10 protein-coding genes and 1 pseudogene are annotated in these 18,642 nt (G+C 41.9%); 8 read left to right on the plus strand and 3 right to left on the minus strand.

The genetic code is table 11. The features are described 5' to 3' along the window. Window positions 1-161 precede the first annotated feature (161 nt). Complete coding sequence (locus KTR07_RS01460; protein ID WP_072067323.1) at window positions 162-2,111, plus strand: glycoside hydrolase family 97 protein; 1,950 nt, start codon at window positions 162-164, stop codon at window positions 2,109-2,111. Here KTR07_RS01460 and murQ read toward each other — a convergent pair. The 3 genes and pseudogenes from murQ to KTR07_RS01475 all read right to left on the minus strand — a co-directional run bounded on the left by murQ (window position 2,095) and on the right by KTR07_RS01475 (window position 4,082). Then, window positions 2,095-2,928: pseudogene (gene murQ, locus KTR07_RS01465) on the minus strand (N-acetylmuramic acid 6-phosphate etherase). The gene KTR07_RS01460 and the pseudogene murQ overlap by 17 nt on opposite strands. A gap of 10 nt (window positions 2,929-2,938) precedes the next feature. Next, entirely contained in the window at window positions 2,939-3,322 is a 384-nt protein-coding gene (locus KTR07_RS01470; protein WP_008760453.1) for a DUF3037 domain-containing protein, read from the minus strand. Next, window positions 3,300-4,082, minus strand: coding sequence for a HipA family kinase (locus KTR07_RS01475; protein WP_072067322.1), 783 nt, complete (start codon window positions 4,080-4,082; stop codon window positions 3,300-3,302). The genes KTR07_RS01470 and KTR07_RS01475 overlap by 23 nt, the downstream gene beginning before the upstream one ends. A 152-nt stretch (window positions 4,083-4,234) precedes the next feature. Here KTR07_RS01475 and KTR07_RS01480 point away from each other — a divergent pair, with 152 nt between their 5' ends. The 7 genes from KTR07_RS01480 (at window position 4,235) to KTR07_RS01510 (ending at window position 18,636) form a co-directional block, all read left to right on the plus strand. Further along, window positions 4,235-5,845 (plus strand): hypothetical protein, encoded by a 1,611-nt coding sequence (locus tag KTR07_RS01480; protein ID WP_072067321.1) that lies wholly within the window; start codon window positions 4,235-4,237, stop codon window positions 5,843-5,845. A gap of 110 nt (window positions 5,846-5,955) precedes the next feature. Further along, window positions 5,956-7,875: a glycoside hydrolase family 127 protein gene (locus KTR07_RS01485; protein ID WP_032813852.1), complete on the plus strand. Its 1,920-nt coding sequence runs from the start codon at window positions 5,956-5,958 to the stop codon at window positions 7,873-7,875. Between the two features lie 185 nt (window positions 7,876-8,060). Further along, on the plus strand, window positions 8,061-10,844 hold the full coding sequence (locus tag KTR07_RS01490) for a two-component regulator propeller domain-containing protein (RefSeq protein ID WP_055228984.1): 2,784 nt from the start codon (window positions 8,061-8,063) through the stop codon (window positions 10,842-10,844). A 747-nt stretch (window positions 10,845-11,591) separates the two neighbouring features. Then, entirely contained in the window at window positions 11,592-12,107 is a 516-nt protein-coding gene (locus KTR07_RS01495) for an RNA polymerase sigma-70 factor (protein WP_008766735.1), read from the plus strand. Window positions 12,108-12,240: 133 nt separating this feature from the next. Further along, entirely contained in the window at window positions 12,241-15,471 is a 3,231-nt protein-coding gene (locus KTR07_RS01500; protein ID WP_181981928.1) for a TonB-dependent receptor, read from the plus strand. Between the two features lie 10 nt (window positions 15,472-15,481). Next, window positions 15,482-17,221 (plus strand): RagB/SusD family nutrient uptake outer membrane protein, encoded by a 1,740-nt coding sequence (locus KTR07_RS01505; RefSeq protein ID WP_008760460.1) that lies wholly within the window; start codon window positions 15,482-15,484, stop codon window positions 17,219-17,221. A gap of 29 nt (window positions 17,222-17,250) precedes the next feature. After that, complete coding sequence (locus tag KTR07_RS01510; RefSeq protein WP_113748625.1) at window positions 17,251-18,636, plus strand: Ig-like domain-containing protein; 1,386 nt, start codon at window positions 17,251-17,253, stop codon at window positions 18,634-18,636. Window positions 18,637-18,642 lie beyond the last annotated feature (6 nt).

Below are 18,642 nucleotides of genomic sequence, written 5' to 3' on the forward strand. Positions count from 1 at the left end.
TGTGATGTTGTGCTTATTTTTGCAAGATGTTTGTTTATATTTGCAGAAATGTATGAAAGAAAAGAGACTTTTATAAAAAGAATTGAGAAGTAGTGTTTCTTTGGGAGACAGATTGAGTATAATAATTAATTCGTTCGTATATATTGGAAAAACGGATAAACATGAATTTAAATAGAATGAAGAAAAGTATCTTGCTTTTACTGTTGGTAATACCGACACTGACAAAGGCACAGAATGTGATGACAGAAACCCGCCGGGAACTGACTTCCCCAGACGGAGCGTATCGGTTCACCTTTTACCAGCGTTCGTTCGGAGAGGATAATGCACGAATGTATTATACGCTGACATATAAGAATCGTCCGGTAGTGGAGGAGGGTGAACTTGGTGTACAGGTAGAGAATCAATTGTTTGAATCGGCATTGGGAGTACCAAATGATACTTGCTATTTTTGGTGCGAGAATCTGAAATTAACGGATACTGATCATCGGAAAAACGATGCAACATGGAAACCTGTATATGGAGAACGTGCCGAAGTTCGGGACTGTTATAATGAAATGACTTTAAAGTTTCGTAAAGGTGAGGGACAAGGGATGACTGAAGGCGGTTACGACAAACGTAAAAACTACTTTATGAATATTATCGTCCGTGCCTATAACGAAGGAGTGGCATTCCGTTATCATTTTCCGGAAACGACCAATGGGCTATTTTTACATATTACAGGTGAACGGACAAGTTTCACAATGCCTGAAGGTACAATGGCTTACTATGAACGTTGGGCACAAGGTCCTTATGAGCTTCGTCCCCTGTCAGGGTGGGGAAAAGAGGAAAGTGAACGCCCTTTGACTATGAAACTGCCAGATGGATTGACTGTTGCATTACTGGAAGCGGAGATGGTGGATTATGCTCGTGGAAAATTCCGTTTGTCTGCAGAGAAGCCTTCAACACTGGAAACTAGCTTGTATAGCAGCGTTGACATTATTTCTCCCTACAGTACCCCTTGGCGTGTCATTATGGCTGCCGAACGTCCGGTCGATTTGATCAATCATAATGATTTGGCTTTGAATTTAAATACTCCTTGTCGGATATCAGATACTTCTTGGATTAAGCCTGGGAAAGTATTCCGTTCTGGAGACTTAAAACAGGAGAAAGTAAAAGCAGCCATTGATTTTGCAGCGGAACGTGGCATTCAATATGTACATATGGATGCAGGATGGTATGGCCCGGAAATGAAAATGAGTTCGGATGCTACTACGGTTTCTCCGGATAAAGATCTTGATATTTCTGCTTTATGTAAATATGCAGAATCTAAAGGCATTGGATTAATGGTCTATGTCAATCAACGTGCTTTGGTTCAACAGCTAGATTCTTTATTGCCATTGTATAAAAAATGGGGATTGAAAGGAATTAAATTCGGTTTTGTACAGATAGGTAATCAGCATTGGAGTACGTGGCTACATGATGCAGTCCGTAAATGTGCGGAATATGAAATGATGGTGGATATTCATGATGAATATCGTCCAACCGGTTTCAGTCGTACCTATCCCAATTTGATGACGCAAGAAGGTATCCGTGGAAATGAAGAGATGCCGGATGCGACACACAATACCATTCTCCCTTATACTCGTTTTTTGGCAGGCGCAGGAGATTATACACTCTGTTATTTTAATAGTCGCGTGAAAAACACCAAAGCACATCAATTGGCAATGGCAGCCGTATATTACAGTCCTTTGCAATTTATGTTTTGGTATGATAATCCTGCTATGTATAAAGGTGAGGAGGAACTGGAGTTCTGGAAAGCCATCCCGACTGTTTGGGATGAAAGTCGTGCATTAGATGGAGAAATAGGTGAATATATTGTGCAGGCTCGTCGTTCCGGAAAAGAATGGTTTGTGGGAGCAATGACAAATACAGAAGCGCGTACCATTACGTTAACCACGGATTTTTTGAAACCGGGAACGAAGTATATAGTCAACTTGTATGAAGATGACGACAAGTTGAATACACGTACAAAGGTTCGTACTACTCATAAGAAGATAAAAGCCGGAGATAAGCTAACTTTGAAGTTAAAGTCCTCCGGTGGTGCTGCACTGCATTTTACTCTTGCTGAGTAGAGTTGTGTCTGCGATAGGCCTCTATCGCAGACTTAACCGAACCGTGTAGCAACAGAAGTGCCTCAGCCTTTTCGTAGTCCAGATGGAGTTCTTCAATGATCATGCGCGTTCCCCGATCAATGAGTTTTTGGTTACTCAATTACATATTGACCATTTTATTTCCTTGCACGCGTCCCAGTTCAATCATGATAGTAGTGCTGATCATATTCAGAATCATCTTTTGAGCAGTACCCGATTTCATCCGAGAACTTCCTGTCACATACTCCGGACCGACAATAACTTCTATCGGTACATCAGCTTCGGTAGCCATCGGCGAATTTGGATTACTGGTAATGCAGCCGGTCAGTATTCCGTGTTCCCGTGCTGTATGCATGGCTCCGATCACATAAGGAGTGGTGCCGGATGCTGCAATTCCGATGACTGTATCTTCACTATTGATATGATGCTGCAATAACTCTTCCCATCCGCGGGACATATCATCTTCCGCATTCTCGACGGGATTGCGCAAGGCGGTATCTCCTCCGGCGATTAGTCCGATAACTACGGTGGGAGGCATACCGAAAGTCGGAGGTATTTCGGAAGCGTCGAGTACACCTAAACGTCCGCTTGTTCCGGCTCCCATATAGAATATTCTCCCACCTTTTTTTACTCGGGGAATAATTAATGTGACCAGTTTCTCTATTTGTGGGATTGCTTTCTGCACGGCATCTGCTACTTTATGGTCTTCAGTATTGATATCTTCCAGAATCTCTTTTACCGACTTCTTGTCGAGGTCATCATAGAGCGATGGTTGCTCTGTTATCTTGATAAATTCCATGATTGATCATTTAAAGCACTAATTCTTTGAACAAACGCTCCAAGGTAGCATCCAAATCCTCGGAAAATCCGGGATGCGGGCGGGATACTTGTATACATGAGCTTTTTACAGCGGTCAGCCACCGGAAACGATCGGGGACATCCATGCTTGCTATCATTCCCCCTTCCTTACTACCCGAACAAATCCTGTCGAAGACATGCAGTCCTTCTTTCAGACAATTCATATCCAGTTCGGAAGAAAACAGTTTCAGTTTATTCTCATCTATCGTATAAAGTGATTTGAGGTATTTGCATCGTTTGGAGAACAGTACAATACCTACATTGATAAATTCTTCACGTTCTACTTTGGGAACGAAACGAATGGTTGCGTATTCATATAAGTGCCTTTCTTGCATGTTGCGCTTCATTTACAAATAGTTCGGAATGCTTGATCCTTTCCTCTAAAAATTGAATATAAATATCTCTCAGGTCTTGTGGAGTTTCCTGTCCTTCCGTCCAGTTCAACCAGTCGTCGGGGACGGTATTGACTATTTCCCGTATCTTATCGGAGGTTAGTAACTGTCTGAATGCCATATCTGTTTCTTTCAGTTGGTCGGCAAATGGCAATAAAACATGATCTTTTATCTGCACGAATGGGGTGAGTGCCTGTTTCTGCCAGTTGGTCCAGCTATGTTGGAAGTAAAGGGAAGCTCCATGATCGATCAGCCATAATTCTTTATGCCACATCAGCATATTGGTATTCTTGATGGTACGGTCCACATTTGTCAGAAAAGCATCCATCCACACAATCTGTGAGGCGGTTTTACCATCCACTTGATGTACGACAGGATCGAAGGTCAACGCTCCGGACAAGAAATGCAAACCGATATTCAATCCACGGCTCCATTGCAGTAAATCCTGTATCTCTTCATCTGCTTCCGTTCGGCCGAAAGCTTCATCTAAATTCAGGAAGATGATCTCCGGTACTCTGAAGCCCAGAGTACGGCCTATTTCTCCTCCGATCAATTCAGCGATAAGGGCTTTGGTTCCGTGCCCTGCTCCTCTGAATTTTACGACATATTTGAACTCATCGTCAGCTTCAGCCAAAGCCGGCAATGATCCGCCTTCCCGCAGGGGAAGAATATATCTAGTTACGTTTGCTGTACGTAAATCCATATCACTCCTTTCTTAATTGAGAATAAAGATACGACGTTTTTGTGAAATTGTCGATGAAAGAGTTCCTATAATAATAGTTTTTTTATATTTTTCGGTTGAGTATACTTTGGTTTCGTTACGTATTACATAAAATAACGATAAATGAATGGAACATGAAACTACTTCGATTTTTAGTATTTGGAATATTAGTGTTTATGTTATGGCCGGAATGTATAGCGGCGGAATGGCAGTGGTCTGTACAGATACCCGGCATTATTTCTAACGAAACTGATGATCATCCACAGGCATTCCTATGGATACCTTCCGATTGTGCCCAGGTAAGAGGTGTGATGATAGGTACTCACAATATGACAGAGGAAACCCTGTTTGAGAATCTTCTGTTTCGGGAGAAAATGTCCGAAATAGGTATGGGCTTGATCTGGATTACTCCGGGCTGGGACCAGAAATGGGATGTATCTGCCGGAAGTCAGAGGGCATTTGAGCAGATGTTGGAGGACTTTGCCGCTATCAGCGGTTACAATGAATTAAAATACGTTCCGATTGTTCCTTTCGGACATTCGGCGATGGCAACTTATCCTTGGAATTTTGCAGCATGGAATCCCGAACGGACATTGGCTGTCATATCCTTTCATGGAGACGCACCGCGTACTAATCTTACCGGATATGGACGTGATAACATGGAGTGGGGGAAACGTACTATTGACGGCATTCCCGGCTTGATGATCGAAGGAGAATATGAATGGTGGGAAGATCGCGTAAATCCGGCATTGGCGTTTCGCCTGATGTATCCCCGGAGTTGCATCTCGTTTCTTTGTGATACTGGGCGCGGACATTTTGATATTGCAGACCGTACGGCAGTATACCTTGCATTGTTTCTGAAGAAAGCCATGGAGTACCGATTGCCGGAAACGTATGATGTAGATAAGCCCGTGATGCTGAAGAAATTGAATCCGGAAAACGGATGGCTTGCCGAGCGTTGGCATCCTGACCAAAAGAGACGTGCTAAAGCAGCTCCCTTCAAACAATACAAAGGCGATCCGCATGATGCCTTCTGGTATTTCGATAAAGAGATGGCTGACATGACAGAAGAACGTTATCGTCAGGAAAGAAGGAAAAAACCGCAATATCTTGGTTTTGTACAAGAGAACAGCCTTCTTGCATATCACCCGAAGTCTCATGTGAAAGTTGCCGCCCGTTTCCTGCCGGAGGAAGATGGACTTACTTTTCATCTGAAAGCTGTATTTACGGATAGTCTGCATACAACCATCTCCGACGAACATTCATCGACCTTTCCCGAAATAACCCGCATCTGCGGACCGGTACAGAAGGTGAATGATACTACTTTTACTGTTCGTTTCTACCGCATGGGAATGTATAATAAGCGTCGCACAGGAGACATCTGCCTCTTGGCGAGTCATGACGGTGATAATCAATATAAAAGTACAGTGCAGGAACTTAGTTTCCGGATTCCTTACCGTAACACGGAGGGGAAACGACAGTATATACTTTTCCCTGGCATTGGGGATGTGAAGGCAGGGGTGGAGTCCGTCACTCTTCGGGCTACTTCCGATTGCGGACTGCCTGTATATTATTATGTGAAAGAAGGCCCTGCGGAAATCGACGGAAACAAACTTGTATTTACTCCGATACCTCCTCGCAGTAAATATCCGTTGAAGGTGACAGTAGTTGCCTGGCAATATGGGCTGGCGGGAAAGGTACAGACAGCAGAGCCGATAGAACGAAGTTTCTTTATTTATCAATAATATGGAATAAAACGAAAGCTTACGGAACGATCAATCAGAATTAATTTCATTGTATTGAGTGTTGAACAGCGCTTATTCGTATCTTATTGAAAAGGATACAAAGAATGATTATGAATAAGAAAAATCTAGTTGTAATAGCATGGTTGGCAGTGTCGACTATGATGTCCGCCCAGTCTGTATACCCCGGTCAGCATCAGGGAAAAATGAAAAAAGAGACAGTGGCTCCAATTCGGGTACAGAGTTTTGATTTAAAGGATGTCCGCCTCTTAGCGAGTCGTTTTCGTGATAATATGTTGCGGGATTCGGCATGGATGACTTCTCTTGATGTGAATCGTCTGTTACATAGCTTCCGGACCAATGCCGGTGTCTTTGCAGGTCGTGAAGGCGGCTATATGACTGTAAAAAAACTCGGTGGCTGGGAATCTCTGGACTGCGAACTTCGCGGACATACTACCGGACATTTGCTTTCAGCTTACGCATTGATGTACGCTGCTACCGGAAGTGAGATTTTCAAACTTAAAGGAGATAGCCTTGTAAATGGATTGACCGAAGTGCAGAATGCACTTAAAGGAGGATATTTGAGCGCATATCCCGAAGAACTGATCAACCGCAATATTCAGGGAAAGAGTGTCTGGGCACCTTGGTATACCTTGCATAAACTTTATTCCGGTCTGATAGACCAATACTTATATGCAGATAATCAGCAGGCTTTGAGTGTGGTGACCAAAATGGGCGACTGGGCTTATAACAAACTGAAACCGCTTAGTGAAGAGACACGCCGGTTAATGATACGTAATGAGTTCGGGGGAATCAACGAATCATTTTATAATTTATATGCCATCACAGGCGACGAGCGTTATCGTTGGTTGGCGGAATATTTCTATCATAATGACGTGATCGACCCACTGAAAGAACTTCGGGATGATTTGGGAACCAAACATACAAATACATTTATCCCGAAAGTAATTGCAGAAGCTCGCAACTATGAATTGACACAGAATGAGACGAGTAAAAAACTTTCAGAGTTTTTCTGGCATACCATGATTGACCATCACACCTTTGCTCCGGGATGCAGCAGTGATAAAGAGCATTTTTTCGACCCGAAGAAATGCTCTAAACACTTGACTGGTTATACCGGTGAAACATGTTGCACCTACAATATGTTGAAACTTAGTCGCCATCTTTTCTGCTGGACCGGTGATTCTTCTATTGCCGATTACTACGAGAGAGCATTATACAATCATATCCTTGGACAGCAAGACCCGGAAACAGGGATGGTAACTTATTTCCTTCCGTTACTTTCCGGCTCTCATAAACTGTATAGCACCAAAGAAAATTCTTTCTGGTGTTGTGTAGGCAGTGGATTTGAGAATCATGCCAAATATGGAGAAGCCATCTATTACCATAATGATAAAGGCATCTATGTGAATCTGTTTATTCCTTCCCAAGTGACTTGGAAAGAAAAAGGACTGACGCTTCTTCAGGAAACCGATTTTCCGAAGGAAGAGACTACTCGGCTCACTCTTCGTGCAGAAAAGCCAAGGCATACTACTATTTATTTGAGATATCCCTCATGGAGTAAAAATGTGAAAGTACTTGTGAATGGTAAAAAGGTGTCAGTGAAACAGAAACCGGGTTCTTATATTGCTATTACCCGTGAATGGAAAGATGGTGACCGTATTGCGGCCACTTATCCCATGCAGATCGAACTGGAAGCTACTCCCGATAATCCGAATAAAGTAGCTTTGCTGTATGGACCGTTAGTACTTGCCGGAGAACGGGGAACGGAAGGAATGCAGGCACCTGCTCCCTTCTCTGATCCTGCTCTTTACAACGATTATTATACTTATAATTTTCATGTTCCTGCCGATCTGCGTACATCATTGAAAATAGACGTGAAACACCCCGAACGAACATTGCACCGTGTGGGAAAAGACTTGAAATTTACTACGGAGCAAGGAGATGTGATCCGTCCGCTTTATGATTTGCATCACCAGCGTTATGTAGTGTATTGGGATTTACAAGATTGATTTAATTTAATGAACAGGCACGAATAAATTATTCGGGTGCATTGAGTAAATACTTCCGCCTCTTCGTATTTGTCTATTAGCATCAGCAAATACGGAGAGGCGACTTTTTAGATAAGGAACCGCTCTCTTTTGGAGATTTTTGTGTATGTTTGTCACATGTTTAATATGATAAAGCCCGTTGGCAGGTGAAAAGCACGATTAAATATTTGGTTCTTATAATAATGTGTTGGGTTTGCGGGGAAAACTTGCAGGCACAACCCTATATGTTTCGTAATGTCGTTATGTCCGACGGCCTTTCCGGTTTGTTGGTGAATGCTATTTATAAAGACTCGGAAGGTTTCATCTGGTTGGGGACAGACAACGGCCTCGACCGTTTTGACGGTGTGAAGGTGAAGCATTTCGAATTCCGCGGAGTAGATTCGGGAAGAAAGAAACGGGTGAACTGTATTACAGAAACCGATAACAAGCAACTATGGATCGGAAATGGAATCGGACTCTGGCGGCTGAATCGCTCCGGTAGTGAATTGCAGAGAATCGTTCCCGAGAAGATCGACTGTGCCGTCAATGCTTTGTTGGCAGATGGAGATGTACTTTATATAGGTACGGAGAGAGGACTGTTTATTCAGAAAGACGGTCAGTTGCTTCAGGTACAGACCGATAAAAATATGCTGGCAGCCTGTAACCGGATCATGGACCTCTGCCTGAATGAAGATAAGAGTGTCCTTTGGTTGGCAACAGTGCAAGGGTTATTTTCTTATTCGCTGAAAGATGGTCAGATCAATTCCTGGCATTTCAGAGAGAATGTTCCCGAAGCCGATTATTTCCGTTGTCTGACCCGCATAGGTGAAACGCTGTATCTGGGTACAATGAGTCAGGGAGTCGTCTGTTTCGATATCCCGAAACAGACATTTGCCCATACGGTTTCTTTGGGATGTGATGTGATATCTGATATTTCCGGTGATGGAAAGGAGACGGTGTACATCGCTACAGATGGAAATGGGGTTCATTTCCTTTCTCACAAAGACCGGAAAGTGGTTCGCCGCTTTTTCCATGATGTGAATGATAAAGAAGGGATTCGCAGTAATTCTATCTACTCACTACTGGTGGATGACAGGGGTGCAGTCTGGGTAGGACATTTCCAAGCCGGATTGGATTATTCACTGTATCAAAACGGACTGTTCCGTACGTACGCTTATCCTCCTCAGTTTAACTCTGCCAATTTATCAATTCGTTCGTTCGTAAACCGGGGACCGGAGAAAGTGATTGGTTCGCGTGACGGATTGTTCTATATTAACGAAGCTACCGGCATAGTGAAAAGTTTCGTGAAACCGGTTCTTACGTCCGATCTGATCCTTACCATTTGCTTCTATGAAGGTGAATATTATATCGGTACGTATGGCGGTGGTATGATGGTATTAAATCCGCAGACGTTATCTCTCAAATACTTTACACAAGGTGATACGGAACTCTTCCAGAAAGGACATATCTTCTGTGTAAAACCGGATAACAGGGGAAATCTTTGGATTGGCACCTCGCAGGGACTATTCTGTTACAACGGGCAGACAAAGCAAATCAAAAACTTCACCAGCACCAACTCTCAGTTGCCCGAAGGAAATGTGTATGAAGTAAGTTTTGACTCTACCGGAAAAGGATGGATTGCTACAGAAACCGGTATGTGCATCTATGATCCGGCCTCACAAAGCCTTCGTTCCAATGTGTTTCCGGAAGGATTTGTACACAAAGATAAAGTACGTACTATTTATGAAGATGCAGAACATAACCTTTACTTTATCCGTGAGAAAGGCAGTCTGTTTACTTCTACCTTAACGATGGACCATTTCCGCAATCAATCAGTACTTTCTACGCTTCCCGATAACTCGCTGATGTCAATAACAGAAGATAATCAAGGCTGGCTGTGGGTAGGCTGCAACGATGGATTGTTGCGTATTAAGGAAGAAGGAGAAGAGTATGACTCCTTCACCTTCAATGACGGAGTGCCGGGACCGACTTTCACTAACGGAGCGGCTTATAAAGATGAAAGAGGACTGTTGTGGTTTGGCAATACCAAGGGGCTGATCTATGTAGATCCGAAACAGGTAGATGAGGTACGTGGAAAGGTCCGTCCGATTGTCTTTACGGATATTCTGGCTAATGGAGTTTCTATCAATAAATCGTCTTTGAAGTATAATCAGAACAATCTTACTTTCTGTTTTACCGATTTTGCATATGGATTACCTTCTGCCTTGTTATATGAGTATAAACTGGAGGGAGTGGACAGTGACTGGAAGTTGCTGACAGCACAGAGTGAAGTATCGTATTATGGGCTTTCTTCCGGGACATACACATTCTGTGTACGTATTCCGGGCAATGAACAATCAATGGCCATTTATAAGGTGACTGTGCAGCCGATGATTCCTTGGTGGGGATGGGTGATTCTCGCTATATCGATTATTCTGATCGTTGTTCTGGTGAGATATTATGTGCGGAAATCTGCTCCATTGGTCACGGAAGTACACGAGATCTCATCCGAAGAAGAAGAGGAAGAAGAAAAGACGGCGGAACCACATCCTGCAGAAGAAAAATATAAGGCCAACCGTATGAGCGAAGCCGAATGTAAAGAACTTCATGACAGGCTTGTTGCTTATGTGGAGAAAGAAAAACCTTATATTAATCCCGACTTGAAAATGGGAGAACTTGCCGCCGCATTGCATACTTCTTCCCATTCCTTGTCCTATCTGCTCAATCAATATCTTAATCAGTCATACTATGACTTTATAAATGAGTATCGGGTTGCCCAGTTCAAGAAAATGGTAGAGGATAATGATTACTCCCGTTATACATTGACAGCATTGGCCGAACTATGCGGCTTCAGTTCACGTGCTTCTTTCTTCCGTTCATTCAAGAAAAGTACCGGAGTTACTCCGAACGAGTATATTCGCAGTATCGGAGGAACGGCTAAAGATGAATAGTAAATGTGCTCCCTTCATTAAGATATTATGCAGGTAAGATTAATGTATTCGGTCAGTAACAAGAGATCGTTTCATGTATGTGATTCCATCGGTTCATGTACGTGATTCATTGGGCTTACGTACATGAGCTGAACGGTTCACGTACGTGAAATGAATACATGAAAGCACCTGAATATATTAGTCAAGCCTTGTTTGTATGTTAAGCTTCCCAGCCTTTGTCTTAATACATGCAGCTTACATAGAACAATATTGGGCGTAAACAACGTACATTCATGGCAAAAATGGTGTTTTTAACATTGGTAGACGTTACCCTTGAATAGTCTGTCTAACACCTGATAATCAATTGAATAAATAGATCGTTTATCAAAAACAGGTGATAATAGAAATCAATAACTATTCTATTATCACCTTATTATCACCATCTATTATCACCCTTACTGCTTTAATTATAAGACACTTGTCCTGCCAAGGTGATAAGTGACAATAACCAAAGGCTTTTTATTTCCCAGGTTACTTTGCTCAAATTGATGAGATGTGAACCATCGGTCTGCTTATTATGCCCAAACGGAGTCTCATTTTATAAAGTGAGACTCCGTTTAAAAAGTGTGTAAGTGATTGTAATTCATTTGCTTAAATAAAATAAAGTCTACCTAGATGCGTTGAGATTCATCTCCCTTGTTTTTTGAAATCATTCTCCGGAATTGCCTTTATATTTGCATCGTGTTCAAAACCGAAAAAGATAGTATTATGGAGACAACAGCTTACACTTCCGACAACATTATCACCCGTTCTTACGAGGAATATCATCAGGTAATCTTAAACTATATTACCTATCGGATTGCTCACCGTTATGAAGCGGAGGATTTAACTCAAGATGTATTTGTGCGTCTGATGGATTACAAACAGATGCTCCGTCCGGATACAGTAAAATACTTCCTTTTTACGATCGCACGCAATTTAGTGACCGACTATATCCGTCGTTATTATAAAAAGCAGGAGATAGATAGTTACCTCTATGATTTTACTGTCACTTCTTCCAATGATACTGAAGAGAAAATCATTGCTGATGATTTGATGGCGATGGAACGGACACGGTTGGCAGCCATGCCCGAACAGCGACGGCTGATCTATACGTTAAATCGTTTTGAGGATAAATCTTCTCCGGAGATAGCCTCCGAATTAGAATTGAGTTGCCGTACAGTGGAAAACCATCTTTTTCTCGGACGCCGTGATATGCGTGACTTCTTCCGAAACTGTATATAAAATTATTCATATAATAAACAACCTTTGGTGCTTATGGAAAAGGAATCAATACTGAGTGAGAGGTATCTTTATGCCTCAACAAATTTTAGAGAACAAGAATTTAATACTATTTTTAAACCTCAAATTTAATGTTATGAAACGAAGAGGATTAATTTTTAATTCGCAACCTAATAAGGCGGTCATAGTTGCTTTAGGACTGATGTTGATGCTGTGTCCGGCTTCCCGGACATGGGCTTATGCAAATGTTAATGATAGCAGGACTATAGCACAGTCTCAAAAACAAGTCAAAGGTCAGGTTGTGGATGCGAAGGGAGAACCTGTTATTGGTGCAAGTATACTCGAGAAGGGAACTACGAATGGAGTAATTTCTGATATTGATGGGAATTTCTCTTTAAATGTAAGTTCTCCGAATGCTGTGATTGTTATTTCGTATATTGGTTTTAAATCAATGGAACTTCCGGCTTCCGATCCTAAATTGCGGAAGATTATAATGAAAGAAGACACTGAAGTACTGGACGAAGTGGTGGTTGTAGGATATGGTACTCAGAGAAAGGAATCTTTAACAGGTGCTGTAACCGTTGTAGGAGCCAAACAACTGGAAAATAAAGGTACGATGTCAAGCCCGTTGCAGGCAATGCAGGGCACTGTGCCCGGAGTACTTATCACTCGTAATTCCGGAGCTCCTGGAGATGAGAGTTGGGGTATGAAACTTCGTGGAGCGTCTTCATCCAACTCTACTGATCCACTCATTATTGTAGATGGTGTGGAATATAGTGACGGTATCAACGGTATGCGTAATTTGAATCCGGATGACATTGAATCTATCAACTTCCTGAAAGATGCTTCGGCTGCTATATATGGATCGAAAGCAGCGGGAGGTGTTGTATTGATTACAACGAAGAAGGCAAAAGCGGGTAAAACTGTTGTCCAGTATAATGGTTCTTTTACTGGAAAAGTGGTAGGGCTTCAACCGGAATTGATGTCGTTGGATCAATGGGCGGATGCAGTGATTACTGCTCAGACTAATGATGGCTATTCTGATTCAAACTGGATTCGCTATGCCAGACTAGCCAAATTGTATAAGAACCAGTACATTGATTTGAGTCATAGTGCACACCCGATTCCCGAAGGATTCAAGGATGTGGAAGACTTTGTCTTTATGGATAATGACTGGCAGGATATTTTATGGGGAAATTCATGGTCTACACAACATGACCTCAGTGTCTCGGGAGGTACAGAGAAAAACTTGTTTCGTTTGTCACTGGGATATATGTATGACAACAGTACCTTGAAATGGGGAAATAATAACAATCAACGTTACAATATGCGTTTGAACAACCAATTTAAGCTATCGGATGCTGTGATGTTGACATCTAGTATCGGTTATAACCGTCAGGATCAAGTATCTCCCAGTATGATAGGGAAAGTTCTTTCCCAGTCTTCCCCACAACCGGGTTTGCCTGCTTCTACTATCGACGGACGTCCCTATGGATGGGGAACGTGGCGTGCATTGAACTGGTGGGCTGAGGAAGGTGGAGACAATAAACTGAAGGTTTCGGCTATCAATATCAGCGAATCGTTGAACTGGAAGATATATTCGGATCTGGATGCCGTTGTCAATGTGGGCTATAACACTTCAACCGCTACACGTGAGAAAGTAGAGAAATCTATTGATTGGTATAATTATGCAGGCACTAAATTGTTGGCGACAGAACCTACTCAGGAAAAGAGTAAATACTCTGATTCTTTTTCAAGAACAGACTACTATATGGTTTCCGGTTACCTGAATTGGCACAAAACATTGGCGGAAGTACATAATCTGAGTGCAATGGCTGGTACACAGTATAATTACACACAGTATAAATATACTTTTGTATCTGTAAAAGATATCAATCCGTCTTTAGAGATACCAAATGGTGCCGGAGAAGTTCTGATAAAAGATGGAGACAGTAAGCCTGCAAAATGGCATGAGGCAATGATGTCCTATTTCGGACGTTTGAACTATGATTATAAACAACGTTATTTGGTGGAAGGCAATCTGCGATATGACGGTTCTTCAAAGTTCCGTCCCGAAAATCGCTGGCAATTCTTTTGGGGAGTATCTGGAGGATGGCGTTTGAGTGAGGAAAGCTTCATGCAGCCGTTATCTTCTTTGGTCAGTAACTTAAAGCTGAGACTGTCTTATGGTGTATTGGGCAATCAAAGTGGCGTAGATCGTTACGATGGTACTCAGTTGTATAATTTTTCTTCGTCTAGCGGAGCATATATTGGCTCTGGAAAAGTTTCGACTATTGATACGAATGGGAAGATTGTAACTACAGACCGTACTTGGGAACGTATTCATAGTTATAACTTGGGGCTGGACTTCGGATTCTTCAATAACCGACTGACTGGTACTGTAGAGTTATTTATGAAGAAAAATAATAATATGTTGATTGATGCCCAGTATCCGGGTGTGTTGGGAGATAATGCCCCAACGATGAATCTTGGAAAGTTTGAGGCTAAAGGATGGGAAGGAAACATGACGTGGTCGGACAAAATAGGACCTGTACAATATCATATTGGAGGGACTATAACTTATACTACTAATAAGTTGATTGATTTGGGAGCAACTTCCGTTCTGAAATCAGGTTTTGTTGGTAAGCAGCAAGGTTACCCGTTGAACTCATATTTTGGATTACGCTATGTCGGTAAAATTCAGACCCAAGAAGAACTGGAAAAATACAAATATTACTATTTGGATGGCAATGGAATTGGAATGCAGGATAATCTTCGTCTGGGAGACCACATGTTCGAAGATGTGAACGGTGATGGCAAACTGGATCAGAATGATTATGTATATTTAGGGACGGATGATCCGAAACTTTCTTATTCAATCAACATCGGATTGGAATGGAAGGGCTTTGATCTCTCTGCTATTTTTCAGGGAGTGGGGCGCAGAACAGTTTTCCGTGGTGGTGAAGGAAATGAAACATGGCGGGTACCGATGAGTGCTATTTACTTGAATACTACAACCCAGTCCATCGGTAATACATGGAACCCGGAGAACAGAAATGCCTATTATCCCTCTTATACAAGCATTGGTTCTATAAATAATTATAATTGTCAGTGTTCTTCTTGGTCTGTAGAGAATGGAGCCTATCTCCGTTTAAAGAATCTGACTTTGGGATATACGTTACCTGCTTCATGGTTGGCCAAAACAAATGCGATCAGTAAACTACGGATATACTTTACAGGGGCTGATTTATGGGAACATAGTAAGTTAAGAGACGGCTGGGATCCGGAAGCTTCACGTAAAACTAAAGATTTAGGACGTTATCCTTTTAACAGAACTTTCACGGTAGGTGTTAATGCAACTTTTTAAATAGAATAGTATGAAACGATCAAAAATAACAATTCTCCTTGCCATAGTGTTAGGAATGACATTCCACTCTTGTTTGGATCTGGAACCTCAGGATCAGTTGGGTGGTAAGAATATGTGGACTTCTGTCAATGATTATAAGCAGTTTGCCAATACCTTTTATAGTTGGACGCGTGATTTTTCTTCTGTCGTATATGATGGAACACATAGTGACAAACGTTCGGATTTGATTACTTATCAGAGCTACAATGAATTTAGCCGAGGAATAAATTCAATTCCGTCTTCGGACGCCAACTATACGGATAACTACAAGCATATCCGGCGCACGAACTTATTGTTGCAGAATGCTGAAGCTTATGCTAAGCCGGAAGATATAAAGCAATATATAGGAGAGGCTTATTTTTTCCGTGCTTATAGTTATTTTGACTTACTTCAATTGTATGGAGACGTTATCATCACCAAGAAGCCGTTGGACATTACAGACCCTGAGATGAAAGTAAAACGGAATGACCGCAGCGAAGTAGTCGATCTTATTATCGATGATCTTAATCATGCCGTTGAAAATTTACCGGCTTTTAAAGAACTTACGACCGAAGAGGAAGGACGAATTTCTAAAGAAGGTGCACAGGCTTTCCTTTCAAGAGTGGCTCTTTATGAAGGAACATGGCAGAAGTCGCGTAATGGTAATCAGAATACGCAACGTTCCGCTAATCTGTTGGACATAGCTGCCAAAGCAGCACGGACTGTGATTGATGCTAAATATGGATACACATTCCGATTGTTTGGAACAGACAGTGAGACAAAAATACTGGGTGATAGTGCGCAGAAGTATATGTTCATTTTGGAAAATGAGAAGTCAAATCCGGCAGGTATTAAAAAGTCTTCTAATCATGAGTATATTTTTGCTCGTCGTCATGATCAGGTATTGGCCTCAATCGGTAAGAATATAACTCAAGAATGTCTGGCAAATGTGCAATGGGTCACTCGTAAGTTTGCCAATCTTTATTTGTGTGATGATGGATTGCCTATTGAGAAATCGGGGCGCTTCCAGAAGTATGATAAAAAGGTCTCTGAATTTTTGAATCGCGATAATCGTATGCGTTATACGTTGCTGAAACCGGGTACCCGCTATTGGGGGAATAAATTCGGCCGAACTTCGTGGCAGTGGGATGAGACGGATCTTAAAACATCCAAAGTCTATGATCCAGCTTCCGGTACATGTTATGGCAACCAAAAATGGAGTGCTGAACGTGTGGTACCCGATACGCAAGAGGGATATGATTTCCCGCTTATCCGTTATGCGGAAGTCTTGTTGAATTATGCAGAAGCCATATATGAGAGAGATGATAAAATTGAAAATGAAGACTTGAATATTTCCTTGAATCTGGTTCGTCAACGTGTAAATACCAATATGCCGGCATTGACTAACGAGCTTACACAGGCACATGGGTTGGATATGAGAACGGAAATACGGAGGGAACGTACTGTCGAACTCTTTAATGAAGGATTTCGCATTGATGATTTGAAACGTTGGAAAACAGCAGAGAACGAGATGCCGCAGACTATGTTGGGAATTAAATGGAAGGGGACTGAATATGAGTCCTGGAATACAACCTTTAGTTTGAATGATGAAGGATGTGTTGTTGTAGAGACTGGGCGTCAGTGGGCGGATAAGAATTACTTGTACCCATTGCCTTCTGATCAGTTACAGTTAAATCCGACTTTGGGACAAAATCCGGGTTGGGGAGAATAATGGAATATGAATAATAAAAAAGAAAAAATATGAAACATATAGCTTTCTTATCAGTAAAATGGATGTCAGTAGGTCTTGGGATGCTAAGCTTATTACTGTCAGTAGCTTCATGTGGCGATAAGGAATATGGTGATGCTATGAATGAGGCGCAACTAATGAATGATATAGAGGTAAATGTAGGTTCATCACTACCTTTAGCTGTAGGAATGGATTTTGTTTTAGATTATAAGCCGGTTCCGGAGAATGTGACGAATCCGGAGATTACTTTAACATCATCGGATGAAAATGTGGTGTCTGTTTCGCAGGACGGTAGGGTTGCGGCTAAGATGATCGGAAAAGCATATATTAATTTGTCTCAGAGTACCGCCTTTGAGACTCTCAAAACAATAGAAGTCCAAGTAATGCCGGTGGCTACAGCTATAGAGCTTGAAAACGTGGAACTGTTTGAAGGAACAAATAAGAAAGTGATTGTCAATGTGACTCCTTCAGACGGATATAATGTGTTTGATTGGAAAAGTGATAATGAAGAAGTTGCAACGGTAGCGGACGATGGTACGATAACGGGGAAAAAGCCTGGAACAGCTAATATTTCAGTTTCAAGTCAAGATGGTAGTCAATTGACTGCTACGGCTGTAGTAACAGTAAAAGAAGTGATTCCTATTGATAAAATCACATTAAGTGAACCGGGATATGATATGATGATAGGAGATAAGACTCTGATAAATTGTCTTTTGGAACCAATTGATGCATCGGTTGGATTATTAAGCTGGAGTACTACCAATGACAGAGTTGCCACAGTGGATGCTGATGGCTTGGTAACTGCTGTGGGTGCAGGTGAAGCCGAAATTATAGCTCAGGATCCATTGTCCGGACTATCAGCATCGATAGCTGTCAAAGTAGTTGGTGAAGGAGTAGTCTCATTGTCACTATCTTATGTTCGTAATCAGGATGAACTGAAAGCACTGGGATGGGGATTTGGACAAACGCCCGCTTCGGTCAATTTTGATGCTGAAGGTATGACTGTAAATATGTCTCTGCAATCGAACAGCAAATATAGGGCAGACTTAAAGATGGCTTCTAATGACCGTCCGGTTGTCTTGAATATAGGAACTTACCGCTATCTTGCCTTTAGAATGGATGTGCCGGGTAACGGAAGTCTTAAGTTGGATACGAACAAAGGTGATTATGGTAACAATCCGACCGGAGTTTTGGCTGAAGATTCGCAGGTTATATATTATGATTTGCAGGCTAAGCCCTATTTTCCAACGGATGCTCCATCGGATAAGTTGACGACTTTCCAGCTGAAGATAGCGGACGTTACTGTACAACCTTATTCTTATAAGGTATATTGGGTACGTACTTTCAAGACATTGGAAGATTTAAAAGTTTACGTAGAAAAAGAAAATAACAAATAAATCTGA

Source organism: Bacteroides sp. MSK.20.82 (assembly GCF_019052485.1).
GTDB classification, from domain to species: Bacteria; Bacteroidota; Bacteroidia; order Bacteroidales; family Bacteroidaceae; genus Bacteroides; species Bacteroides thetaiotaomicron.